This is a genomic window from Bilifractor sp. LCP21S3_F8 (assembly GCF_052117805.1).
Taxonomy (GTDB): Bacteria; Bacillota; Clostridia; order Lachnospirales; family Lachnospiraceae; genus Bilifractor.
Map to the genome: position 1 here is coordinate 16,323 of NZ_JBQKIK010000013.1, position 12,902 is coordinate 29,224.

The window sequence follows — 12,902 nt, forward strand, 5'->3', positions numbered from 1 at the left end:
ACCGCGGGAGGACCTGCGGGCCCTCCTTTAATTTTGCATTGGAGAACCGCTATGATAAAACCCTATCTCAATTATTCGGATCAAATCAATCTGCTCTCCCAAAGCAAAGGATTGATCATTGCTGATATCCCATATGCAACGCAAAGGTTAACAGACATCGGCTATTTTTCACTGATCGGCGGATATAAAACGCCTTTTATCAATCCAATGACACGGAAATATGAGGCCAGAACAACATTTGAAGACGTGGTTGCTCTTTACCAGTTTGACAAGTCCCTGCGTTCTCTTACTTTTGACTACCTGAATATTATTGAACAAAAAATAGGTCAGCTTATTTCTGATGCTTTCTGCAGCCATTTCGGTGAGCGGCAGGCCGCTTATCTGGACCCGAACAATTACTCACAAAAGGCCTCGAATATCAAAATGGTTTCGGGGCTTATCAATATTCTTGACAGAATCGCAAACCGCAGCACAGACCATAATTACATCGTTCATCAGCGAAACGTACATCAAAACGTACCGCTTTGGGTTCTTCGAAAAGCATTGACCTTTGGTCAGCTATCTAAGATGTATTCTGTTCTTCAGATTCAGCAGCAGCGTGCAATTGCCGGAGTTTATGTACATTTTTCCGAAAAACAATTGGCGGGTGCTTTAAGTTGCCTTACATATTTCAGAAATGTGTGTGCTCATAACGAAAGACTGTATTCATTCCGCCTCTTGCAGCATGATTTTCCCGATACGCGGCTGCACCACAAGCTGAACATACCGAAAAAGGGACAGCATTATACCATGGGCAAAAACGACTACTTTGGTGTAGTGATTATGTTCCGCTATCTTCTCCGGGGTGATGACTTTCGCTCCTATAAAAGGAAATTAAAAGCCATCATTGCGAAATATCTCAAAGCAAGTACTCGTTTGTCCGAATCTGACCTCCTTACATACATGGGATTTCCTTCAAACTGGGACGATATCTCCAGGTACCATCTTTAATAACGCTGTTAAATATGATTAAAATGCGTCAAACTACAATGGTTTCATACTTTTTTTCTCACTTTCTGTATTGTTCGTCATTATGCGTCAATAATAATTTGATGAACAATTATGATTCATTGACGAGTTTCCCGGTCATACGATCGATCGTCATAGCCAGCACATTCACTCTGTCACCAGCTTTCGCGATCTCTTCCTCTACCGCTTCATGAGATGGATAGAATTTTCTGCCGAGCATACGGCAATGTTCGATTGCCTTATCATGATCGGTAACTGTCTCCAGTCTTCCCAGGCAGACCACACTCTTGATATTCAGAGCCCACTCGCCTTCCTTCACAAAGCCTTCATCCATTACGGTGAAACAGACCTTATTATCCTTTGCCAGGAGATCGATTTTCAGACCATCCTTTGCGCCATGGAAGTAGAGCCTGCCATCCGCTTCATCGTAATACTGATTGAGTGGAATTGCGTATGGATAGCCATTCTCTCCGTGGAAGGCCATAATACCGCGTGGAGCCTTCTTTAAGACTTCGATACACTCTTCTCTTGTAATTTCCTGTTTAAAGCGCCGCATCTTTCTAAATTCATCCATGTTTTTCTCCTCTTTCACCGATTAGTCTTTCCTTCGTCTTATCAGATATAAATAAAATAACACAAATTTCAGAAGATGTAATGAAGAAAACGGATGAGTGACAGGAAAGCGGCATTTGTAATGGAGGCAGAACGAATGGAGTTTGCCGGGAAGTCTGGACACTCCTTGGCCCTGGCTGCGGTTGTCTGTCATCTGGGCGCTTCACTATGAGACGCAGGTGGCAGAAGCTGCGTCAGAGGCGGTGGGAATCGGAAGCCTTTCTATTACGCATATCAAAAAAGCCAGCGCACCAGTCCCGTCGGGGAACAGTGCGCTGGCTTTAAAACTCGACAATCCAGCTTTGATAAATGAATCAGCACTGCATTGCGTTTGATCCCAGTCAGAATCCGAATCGTTCAGCATCATACAGATGACAGGCATATATCCGGTTCTGCGCTCTTAAGCGGTTCAGAATTACCGGATCTGTGCTTTCAGTACATTCTCGGCATCTGCAATGGCGTCGTTGATTCTGGTGGCATCCTTACCGCCGGCCTGTGCCATATTCGGGCGGCCGCCGCCGCCTCCACCGAGGATCTTCGCGGCAGAACGGATGATGTTGCCTGCATGTGCACCTTTTCCAACGGCAGTGTCGTCTGCCATGCACATCAGGTTGACCTTTCCGCCGTTGTCTGCCAGAAGAAGGATGACGCTGCCGTCTCCCAGCTTTGTCTTCAGGCTGTCACCGAGATTCCTCAGCTCATCAGGATCTACATCCTTAAGAGCGGAGGCGACAAATTTCACGCCGTTGATGTCCTTTGCGTTTCCGGTGACATCACCCAGGGCATTCTGTGCTTCCTTTGCTTTCAGCGACTCGTTCTCACTGCGGGATGCCTTGAGTTCATCCTGAAGTTTTCGGATATGATCCGCGAGAGTGTCAGGGGTTGCCTTGAGGAGGGAAGCGGCATCCTTTAACTGTGCTTCCAGCTTCTCGTAATATTTCCTTACGTTGTCGCCGGTCAGCGCCTCGATCCTGCGGACGCCGGCAGCTACGCCGCTCTCGGACAGAATCTTGAACTGTCCGATCTGCAGGGTATTGGATACGTGGGTACCTCCGCAGAGCTCCGTTGAAAAGTCGCCCATACGAACGACACGTACCTTATCGCCATATTTCTCACCGAAGAGCGCCATAGCACCACTCTTCTTCGCGTCGTCAAGACTCATGATTTCTGTCTTAACCGGAAGTCCTGCCTGGATCTTCTCATTGACAAGGTCTTCTACCTTCTTCAGCTCTTCCGGGGTCATGGCCTGGAAATGGCTGAAATCGAATCTGGTGCGGTCTGCATCCTGGTAGGAGCCGGCCTGCTCCACATGGGTGCCGAGCACTTCACGGAGCGCCTTCTGGAGAAGGTGTGTCGCGCTGTGGTTGCGGCAGGTCGCCATGCGTTCTTTCTCATCGACCTTCAGTGTGACTGTGTCGCCCAGCTTGAACATGCCCTTTACGACCTTGCCGATGTGGGCAATCTTATTGCCGGCTACGTGTTCGGTCGCGGTTACCTGGAATACGGCAGCTCCCTTTCCGAGCGCGGCAGCCTCATTGTCGTCGCTGCCGAGAACGATGGTTCCAATGTCGCCGACCTGTCCGCCCATCGTTCCGTAGAACGGTGTTTCAGCGGTGATAATCGCGCCGGACTGTCCGTCCGCGAGGGCTTCCACGACGGAGTCACTGTCCTCTTCCTCGCCTGCGAAGGCTGCCATTGCTACGATCCGGCTGTCTGCCTGTGTTTTGTCATAGCCGATAAACTCGGAGTTGATGGCTGGATCCATTTCCTCATAGATGGTCGCCGCTGCGCCCATGTAGGTCGAGGATTTTCCGGATTTCTTGCGGTCCTCGCGCGCGGTTTCTTTCTGTTTTTTCATTGCGGCATTGAAGCCCGCTTCATCAACGGTATAGCCCTTTTCTTCCAGAATTTCCTTTGTATTATCAATGGGGAATCCGTAGGTATCGTAAAGCTTGAAGGCATTCTCACCGGAGAGCTCTTTTCTGCCGGCTGCCTCCAGTTCATCCTCCATGCTCTGAAGGATGTCCATGCCCTGCTCATAGGTTTTCTCGAATTTATCCTCTTCTGCCTGGATGACGTTCAGAATGAAATCTCTCTTTTCCTCCAGCTCCGGATAGCCGTCCTTCGAGCCCTCGATTACATTCTCTGCGAGCTTTGTCAGGAAGGAACCCTTGATGCCAAGCTTTCTTCCGTGACGGACCGCGCGGCGGATGATGCGGCGCAGAACATATCCGCGGCCGTTGTTGGACGGCATGATGCCATCGGAGATCATGAAGGTCATGGCTCTTGCGTGGTCGGTGCAGATGCGGACGGATACGTCGGTATCATGGGTGTCCGGCTGCTCGTAGGCGATGCCTCCCGCAAGGGTGCATACGAGGTCACGAAGTGATTTTACAGTATCGACATCGAACAGGGAGCCGACGCCCTGAACGGCAACCGCGAGACGCTCAAGTCCCATTCCGGTATCGATGTTCTTCTGTACGAGGTCGGTGTAATTGCCGTGTCCGTCGTTGTTGAACTGAGAGAAAACGACGTTCCATACTTCCATGAAGCGGTCGCCCTCTCCGCCCATGACATCCTCCGGTCCGTTTCCGAATTCGGGACCTCTGTCATAGTAAATCTCTGTACAGGGACCGCAGGGGCCGGAGCCGTGCTCCCAGAAGTTATCCTCCTTGCCGAATTTGTAGATGCGCTCTGCAGGGATGTGCATGTCATTGAGCCAGATATTGTAGGACTCATCGTCTTTTTCATATACGGAGGGATACAGTCTGTCCGCGTCGAGACCGACAACCTCGGTCAGGAATTCCCACGCCCACGGAATCGCCTCTTTCTTGAAGTAGTCTCCGAAGGAAAAGTTTCCAAGCATCTCGAAGTACGTGCCGTGACGGGCGGTTTTCCCGACGTTTTCCAGATCACCGGTACGGATGCATTTCTGACAGGTGGTAACTCTTCTTCTCGGCGGAATCTCCTGCCCGGTGAACCAGGGCTTCATCGGAGCCATGCCGGAGTTGATGATCAGAAGGGAATTGTCATTGTGCGGAACGAGTGAAAAACTGTTCAGCCTCAGACAGCCCTTTGATTCAAAAAATGAAAGGAACATCTCACGGAGTTCGTTGACTCCGTATTTTTTCTTTGGTGCCATAACTGCTTCCTCCTGCTTTCGTGAACTCTGCAGTTGTCCACGAACTGTTTATTGTGAAAAATCCGTACGAAACTGCCCGTCGGCAGCACGTACGGAATTAATCTTACCACTATATGAACTCCATCGCAATCCCAAGCTTCTGCACAAGAAGTGCAGGGGCCAAATGGGAAAGTGCGGACTCTTCGAAAACACAGACAGGCATGTCACGCCGCACGCGAAAGAGCCTGGAAGTGATTCCCGCATTGTCGTTTATTCGACGACGACTTTCTTGATATTCTTCTTGCCCTTCTTGATCAGGAGACCTTCTGCGGGGATATCCGTCTTCTTCACTTCGTATTTAAAGTCGTCGATCTTGCTCTCGCCGACGGTAATGCTGTGATCCTTGGTGATGGCGCGGCGGGCGTCGGAGCGGGAACCGCACTGTTCGGTTTTTACAAGAAGACTGATGATATCAATGGCATCGTTTTCGTTAAAGTCATCCTGAGTGAGGACAACGGAGGGAACGGTGTCGAGACTTCCGGCACCCTTGAAGACCGCCTCGGCTCCTGCCTGCGCCTTCTTCGCCTCGTCCTCTCCGTGTACCAGAGAGGTAAGCTCATATGCCAGGATGGATTTTGCCTCGTTCAGCTTGCTGCCCTCCCATTTATCCATCTCATCGATCTGTTCCAGCGGAAGGAAGGTCATCATGCGGAGAAATTTCAGTACGTCAGAGTCGTCAACATTTCTCCAGTACTGGTAGAAATCATAAGGCTTGTATTTGTCCGGATCGAGCCATACAGCGCCGCCCGCGGTCTTGCCCATCTTTGTTCCGTCATGCTTCAGAAGCAGAGAGATGGTCATGGCATAGGCGTCCTTGTTCAGCTTCTTGCGGATAAGGTTGATGCCGCCGAGCATGTTGGACCACTGATCATCGCCGCCGAACTGCATCTGGCAGCCGTAATCCTGGTACAGTCTGTAGAAGTCGTAGCTCTGCATCAGCATATAGGAAAATTCAAGGAAGGAAAGTCCGGTCTGCATGCGGTTGACATAGCAGCGCGCGCGGAGCATTTCGTTTACATTGAACTGAGATCCGATGTCACGCATGAAATCCAGGAAGTTCAGATCACGGAGCCAGTCCGCATTGTTGACGATCTGTGCCTTTCCGTCGCCAAATTCGATGAAGCGGGACATCTGCTTCTTGAAGCATTCTACGTTGTGATCAATCATATCAACGGTCATCATCTTCCGCATGTCGGTGCGGCCGGAGGGGTCGCCGATCATCGCGGTGCCTCCGCCGACAAGGGCGATCGGCTTGTTGCCCGCCGCCTGAAGTCTCTTCATCAGCAGCAGGGCCATAAAGTGGCCGACATGCAGGGAATCAGCGGTCGGATCAAAGCCGATATAGAAGGTGGCTTTTCCCTGATTGATGAGATCGGCGATTTCCTTTTCGTCTGTGAGCTGCGCGAGCAGTCCGCGCGCCTGAAGTTCTTCGTAAAGTGTCATTTGAGGTGCTCCTTTTCTGTTTGTTTTTCTGCCGGGGTTCTCCTTGCTGTGACCGGATGGTCCGTCCGTTCGATGGGCATAAAAAAACTCCCGTCCCGAACCGTAATTTATTCAGGACGAAAGCTTAAAATTCTTCCGTGGTACCACCTAATTTCACGGGTATCTCACGATATCCGCCTCCTGGAGTATCTGTGCGCCGTTATCAGCCGTTATCATGAGATGAAACAGCTGAACATGGAATGCATGGACATGAAAAGCAAATACTCCGGCGTTTATAACGTGCGCCACTACGCTGCAGCCTACTGTAAATGTTTCGGTGCAGAGCTCGGGGATGTATTCGTGAAAAAACTCTTCCTGCGCCTCTCACCTGCCGGCAGCTCTCTGAAGGCTTCTGTTCTTTCCTACTTCTTCCCGTCATTGCCTGTTGTTATGAAATTGATCATGCTTTGGAGTATATAGAGTTCGCGGGACAAAGTCAAGACATTTGGTTATTCAGGTCAGCCCAGGAAACCTCTGCCTAATTTTATTGCCAAATCGATGCCGGTTTACTAAGTATTTTTAGCCTGCATCAAAATAAACAAACTGAAATTATCACAAAATTCACAAATTATTCCTTGGTGCAGGCAATCTCCAGCAATTCTTCTGCCGCTTCTGCGTTAACAATTCTCATAAGATTGTCATCAACGTCCTCTTTCCCCAAAAAATTCATGCTGCCATACCAGACAATCTCCTTATCAATGATTGTAAAATGTTCATTGATATTCTCCATGAGCCGAAGATCAAAGCCAGACCTCCTAAGCTCATCGGTAAGTGCAGCTCGCGCATCGCTGTTTTCAAACTTGTCAAAATCCATTTTCCATGTTAGAACCGTTATACGCACACCGTTTTGCTGCTTCTCTTTGAGCAGTTTGATCACAGAGTCAATCTTTCTGGCACGCAGTCCTGGGCTGCAGATTACAATCTCTTTTCTTGCCCCCAGGAGATCCTGACGATACGGTTCCAGATAATTGTCAATATCAAATATAAAACCAGGTTCATTTATCTGTTCGGGCTGCTCGGACTGATAAATCTGATAGCCGATCTGTTTGTATGCCTTCAGTCTTTTACCGTACATTCTGTCGAAAACCGGAATATGTACATCGATATAGTCATAAACGATAACATTCCTCTTTCCTTCATAATCCCGATTTAGTCTTCCGGCATATTGTTCCACTACCGACTTTCCCGCAATCGGTGTTGCCATGATCAATGTATCCAGCCTCGGGTAATCAAATCCTTCGCCAATCAATTTCCCGGTTGCAACCAGAAGAATTGATTCTGTCTTCGGAATTGCTTTCATTTCTGAAAACACTTCTCTTTTCACTCTGACTGACTGCTCTCCTAAAAGAAGGAAAGTATGAGCCGCATAGCCATTCAATCGTTCATATAATTTTTTTGCATGTTCTTTGTACCTGGTAAGAATGACTGGACATCGTCCCTCATCTAGACATCGCCTGGTATCTTCTATTATTTGTTCATTTCTTGATTTATCCTCGCGAATCAGTTCGTATGCTTCGTTGATCTCAATTTTTTTATCACGTGGACAGATACATCTGGTGAATCTTGGGTACACAAGGTGTGCTATTCCCTGTTGTTTTGCTCGCTCTTTGGACGAAAACCGGAACCTTATTGGGCCAATCAGCATATAATTGATTTTCTCAAGCCCATCTTCACGAATGGGTGTCGCCGTAACGCCATAAACATATTTTGCCTTCATTTCCCGCAGGATTTTCTGTATGGTTTCAGACGCCGCATGATGACACTCATCCAGAATTACCATACCATAATCCTGCATTCTGGAATGAAAATCATTTTTTCCAAAGACAGAGCCAACCATAGCAATATCAATAATGCCTGTCGTCGTGTCCCTCGAGCCTTGAAGCACACCGATCAAAGATTTCCTTTTCCGGATTCTTCCGGTTTTTGTCCGATACTCAGGAAGTTCTTCTTCAATAGTTAAAAATTGATTTACTGCTGTTACCCACTGATCAATCAGTGCAGAAGATTCTAGTAAGATCAGAGTATTCCTCTTTCGGGAGGCAATCAAATCACAACATACAACCGTTTTTCCAAATGCTGTTGCTGCACTCAGAATTCCCTGATCATAGGCAAGCATCTTATTGACAGCATCCTGTTGGTTCTGACGCAAACTTCCGCTGAACGATGCACGAATTGGTCTTCCCTGTTGACGCCTATCCTCCAAGCTGTATGAAATTTCAGCCGCATGGAGATGTTCTGTGAGTGTCTCCAATAATCCTCTGGGAATTGCGATATATCCATCAATATCTTCTCCCAGATAAACATATCTGGAATGAGAAAAATTTGACAGATTCATGGCCTGATTTTTATAAAATACCGGATTACTGAAAGCTGCCAGTCGGCGGATCTGATTTTGAATTCTTGGTTGTAGATTCAGCGTGTCAATATAGATCAGGTTGCTTTCGACAAGATGAACCGCTCCATGAACATCAGAAATATGAAAAGTCATAGTGTGATTCCACGGCTTTTCTCTTGATTGCTGTGCACTGTTGCCATCTGTGTTTGCTGCATCTGCGAAGGGATCCTCTGAGCGCCACTTTCGTATATAGTCCTTCACCTCTTCCTCTTGTAACTTCGGTTTTGATCGAAGAACAGCCCATTGATCGGGATATGCATTCCAACTTTCATCAATAAATGCACTGTTACCATTCTTAAGTGCTTCCGGCTGCAGCGGAAGCGCAATCAGATTTCCCAGACCGCCTTCTTTCAGGTGATTCTGTCCTGGAACCATTCGATCATAATATTGAAAGGATTTCAGGTTAACTGACTCTGCACCCTTTTGAAGCAATGCTTCCCCAAAATCGCGGGCTAATCCCGCAGGGATCGGTTTATCAAAAAAGATCCAGATATGTGCACCTCTGCCCGATCTTGAACGTTCTACCAAAGGATCTATCCGATTGGCCCTACAAATCTTGCGTACTGTATCCACCTCCTGTTTCCAGACATCATCCTGATTTGCAAAATCCTGTTGTATTGCTTCCGAAGAATGATTATCAAAATCGAAAACAAGCAGGCGGCAGGTATCATTTTCAAGAATTGGATAAATTCCAACCACAATCTTTCCGGTCAAATGCTGTTCAAGGATGTTAAGATCGACTTTTTTCCATGCCTGCTTTGGACAATCCAGGCAGACCGGTCCACTCTTCTGATTGGTTCTGTATTGTGGATTTCGTAAGCATCCTTGCCTCCAGAAATTCCAACATTGAGGATAATATCCTACTTTTCCGGTTTTGCTAACAATACGCTGACTGTAGACATCCATTCTGCCCCAGAACTTGGAGAAAAACTGGTTGGCAGTCTTTTTGTCTACAGAATATGGAAGAATACGTTTTCCCTGTTCCGGATCATAGGCTTCCCTGCTTTCTGATACGTCATCATGTATGCCATGATCCTGCAATAACCGACGAAGTCTCAGATTTTCTTTTTTTAGATCTGTTATTTCTTCCAGCAGAGCCTTCATGCGTTGATCAGTTGTTTTATCCGAACCTTCTGGCATAGAACTCACCACCTATAAATCCGAAGTTTTCTGTAAATAAAAGAATTTTTACTGCGCTTCAATTTCCTCTCACAACTCAACTTGTCTTGATATGGCTATGTGAGTTTCTTCATCTCATTTTCTACATCTGCTTTATATATATTGCCCGGTAATGCTTTCACCTGTCTGTTTGATTTCATCCGGTGTCCCGAAGGCAACGATCCTGCCGCCTTCCTTTCCGCCGCCAGGCCCCATGTCGATGATGTAATCGGCATTCTTAATGACATCAAGGTCATGCTCTATGACAATGACCGTTGCTCCATGGCCGATCAACGTCTGAAAAACATGCAGCAGTGTCCTCACATCCTGTGGATGCAGGCCGATTGTCGGTTCATCAAAAACAAACACAGAGTCACTCTGGCCCTTTCCCATCTCGCTGGCCAGCTTTAAACGCTGCGCTTCGCCGCCGGAAAGTCCCGGTGTTTCCTCTCCGAGGGTCAGGTAGCCGAGCCCTAAGTCGTGCAGTACCTGCAGGCGCTGCTGCAGGAGTTTAAGCCCGCCAAGCGCATGCAGCACCTGGTCCACACTCATATTCATGAGTTCCGGCAGACTGTATTCGTTACCGTCCTTTGCCTTCCTGCGAATATCAAAAGCTTCTCTGCTGTACCGGGAGCCCCGGCAGTCCGGGCAGGGAATCTTCACGTCAGGCAGGAACTGAACATCCAGCGAGATCTCCCCCGTTCCGTCACAGGTCGGACAGCGGAGCTTCCCCGTATTATAAGAAAAGTCTCCTGCCTTAAAGGAGCGTTCCTTTGCGTCCTTTGTTTTCGCGTAAACTTTTCGGAGCCCATCATGGACATTCGCGTACGTCGCCACAGTTGAGCGCACATTAATGCCGATCGGTGTCGCGTCGATTAGCTTGACCTGTGTGATGCCCTCTGCCTCGATGTTTTTTATATGTACCGGCAGTTTCTGCCCGCTGATTTTTGCCCTGAGTGCCGGAATCAGGCTTTCAAGCACCATGGTCGTCTTTCCGGACCCGGAGACGCCCGTCACCACGGTGAGCCGTCCCATCGGGATCCGCACATCCAGTGGATGTACGGTGTGAATCATTTCTGTTTCCAGATGAATGATGCCTTTCTCAAACATGGCGGCCGGCTTTGTAACCGGGCGGATTCTTGCTTCATATTGATCGGAGAGGTACGGCCCGATAACGGATTCGGGATTTTCCGAGACATCCTCGATGCGCCCCTCTGCAATAACCGTTCCTCCGTCCGCGCCGGCTCCTCTGCCCATCTCAATCATCCAGTCAGCGTGTTTTAGAACCTGTGTGTCATGATCGACAAGGACAACCGAATTTCCGTCCGAGCGCAAATCGTCCATTACGCCGGTAAGACCCTTGAGATTATATGGATGCAATCCGATTGACGGCTCATCGAGAACATAGAGCACACCTGTCGTGCGGTTGCGGACTGCCCTCGCGAGCTGCACGCGCTGTCTTTCACCGGTGGAAAGCGTCGACGCCGCTCTGTCAAGAGAAAGATAGCCAAGCCCCAGATCCATCAGCCGCTTTGAGACGTCCAGGAAGGATTCACAGATATTTTCTGCCATGGGACGCATCTCTTCCGGCAAAGAAGCCGGAACGCCCTTCACCCAGGGAATCAGTTCTGAGAGCGTCATGGCTGTGGCTTCATCCAGCCCTATCCCCCGAAGCCTGGGCGCGCGGGCGGCTTCTGAAAGTCTGGTTCCGTGGCAATCCGGGCAGACATCCTCTTCCAGATATTTTTCGAGCCGCTTCATTCCCTTCTCGTCCTTGACCTTGGCAAGGGAATTCTTCACGGAATTGACCGCACTGTAATAATTAAAATCCATCTCCGCCTGCTCCAGCGTGTTCGGATTGACATAGTGGATGTGGTGTTTTTTCAGCTCGCCGTGATAGACAATCTCCTTCTCCTCCGGTGTCAGATCGCGGAACGGAACATCTGTCCGGACACCCATCGTGCGCACGATATCCTTCATCAGCGACCACATGAGCGTTCCCCAGACAACGACCGCACCTTCGTCAATGGTCTTGGAATCATCCGGCACCAGGGCTGCCTCATTCACCGTCTGGACGACTCCTGTTCCGCTACAGGTCTTGCAGGCGCCGGTGCTGTTGAAGGCAAGCTCTTCTGCTCCGGGACCATAGAATTTCGCGCCGCAGACCGGGCAGGTGATTTCCTGCATGGCCGCAACGGAAAGAGATGGCGGACAGTAATGTCCGTTTGGACAGCGGTGGCTCGCAAGCCGCGAAAACATCAGCCGCAGACTATTGAGCAGCTCCGAAAGTGTTCCGAATGTACTGCGGATACCGGGAACTCCGGGCCGCTGGCGCAGAGCAAGCGCCGCCGGCACGTAGCGGACATCATCCACATCCGCCCTTTCCGCTTGCGTCATCCTCCGGCGCGTATAGGTAGAGAGAGATTCCAAATACCTGCGGGATCCCTCGGCATACAGCGCACCAAGTGCAAGCGAGGATTTTCCCGATCCGGAGACCCCGGCAATCGCCACGATCTCATTAAGCGGGACATCTACATTGATATTCTTGAGATTATGAACCTTCGCGCCGCGTATTTCGATGTACTTTGGCAGCATCTTCCTCTGTTTGATTTCACTGGACATAACAATGACCTCTTTGCCTTTCTGGTCCCCTATTTTTATTTACGCGAACAGTGAGCCGCAGCCGAATGCGAAGTATTCGTGTGCGGCGAGCGTCGCGATAGCGAGATAAAACTCGCGCAGCGTGTTTTATCTCGTTCCTGATAGCTGTGTTGCTCTTTGTATCCATTATCATACTGTATTTCAATTTTATATCAAGTAAGCAGATTTTTCTAACATGGTATCTTTTGTGATACTATCTCAAAAGCCTCCGGCAATGTCAGAGATTTTTGGCCGTTACTCAACGGGAAAAGAGTACAAAAAAGCGCTGTCTGATTCAATTGCTAAAATCAGATAGCGCTTATTATATAGAGTAATTCAGATAAGAGATTTTGTTGGAAAATCGCTGCCGGTTATTAGCATTCGCCTGCAGCAAGCATATTTTCGCCTGCGACCAGCATATTTTTG

The 12,902-nt window shown here is 48.8% G+C and carries 8 protein-coding genes; 3 read left to right on the forward strand and 5 right to left on the reverse strand.

Annotation, left to right across the window (positions count from 1 at the left end; genetic code table 11):
* The first annotated feature begins 51 nt into the window (after window positions 1-51).
* The gene (locus ACTQ3A_RS07635; RefSeq protein WP_441494521.1) at window positions 52-990 is read left to right on the forward strand and encodes an Abi family protein; all 939 of its coding nucleotides are present in this window, start codon (window positions 52-54) and stop codon (window positions 988-990) included.
* Between the two features lie 109 nt (window positions 991-1,099).
* Here the strand turns inward: ACTQ3A_RS07635 and ACTQ3A_RS07640 are convergent, their stop codons facing one another.
* Window positions 1,100-1,582: a pyridoxamine 5'-phosphate oxidase family protein gene (locus ACTQ3A_RS07640; protein WP_441494520.1), complete on the reverse strand. Its 483-nt coding sequence runs from the start codon at window positions 1,580-1,582 to the stop codon at window positions 1,100-1,102.
* Between the two features lie 142 nt (window positions 1,583-1,724).
* On the opposite strand from ACTQ3A_RS07640, the gene ACTQ3A_RS07645 reads away from it, so the two are divergent.
* Entirely contained in the window at window positions 1,725-1,955 is a 231-nt protein-coding gene (locus ACTQ3A_RS07645; protein WP_441494519.1) for a DUF5058 family protein, read from the forward strand.
* A gap of 80 nt (window positions 1,956-2,035) precedes the next feature.
* Here ACTQ3A_RS07645 and alaS read toward each other — a convergent pair whose 3' ends face one another.
* Window positions 2,036-4,762: an alanine--tRNA ligase gene (alaS, locus tag ACTQ3A_RS07650; protein WP_441494518.1), complete on the reverse strand. Its 2,727-nt coding sequence runs from the start codon at window positions 4,760-4,762 to the stop codon at window positions 2,036-2,038.
* A 249-nt stretch (window positions 4,763-5,011) separates the two neighbouring features.
* Window positions 5,012-6,244, reverse strand: coding sequence for a tyrosine--tRNA ligase (gene tyrS, locus ACTQ3A_RS07655; RefSeq protein WP_441494517.1), 1,233 nt, complete (start codon window positions 6,242-6,244; stop codon window positions 5,012-5,014).
* Between the two features lie 72 nt (window positions 6,245-6,316).
* On the opposite strand from tyrS, the gene ACTQ3A_RS07660 reads away from it, so the two are divergent.
* Window positions 6,317-6,703 carry a hypothetical protein gene (locus ACTQ3A_RS07660; protein ID WP_441494516.1) on the forward strand — a complete coding sequence of 129 codons (387 nt, stop codon included), beginning with the start codon at window positions 6,317-6,319 and terminating at the stop codon, window positions 6,701-6,703.
* 148 nt (window positions 6,704-6,851) lie between these two features.
* On the opposite strand, the gene ACTQ3A_RS07665 is transcribed toward ACTQ3A_RS07660, so the two are convergent.
* Together ACTQ3A_RS07665 and ACTQ3A_RS07670 are read right to left on the reverse strand one after the other, a co-directional pair.
* Window positions 6,852-9,818: a TOTE conflict system archaeo-eukaryotic primase domain-containing protein gene (locus ACTQ3A_RS07665; protein ID WP_441494515.1), complete on the reverse strand. Its 2,967-nt coding sequence runs from the start codon at window positions 9,816-9,818 to the stop codon at window positions 6,852-6,854.
* Between the two features lie 132 nt (window positions 9,819-9,950).
* Window positions 9,951-12,458 (reverse strand): excinuclease ABC subunit UvrA, encoded by a 2,508-nt coding sequence (locus tag ACTQ3A_RS07670; protein WP_441494514.1) that lies wholly within the window; start codon window positions 12,456-12,458, stop codon window positions 9,951-9,953.
* Between the last annotated feature and the right edge of the window lie 444 nt (window positions 12,459-12,902).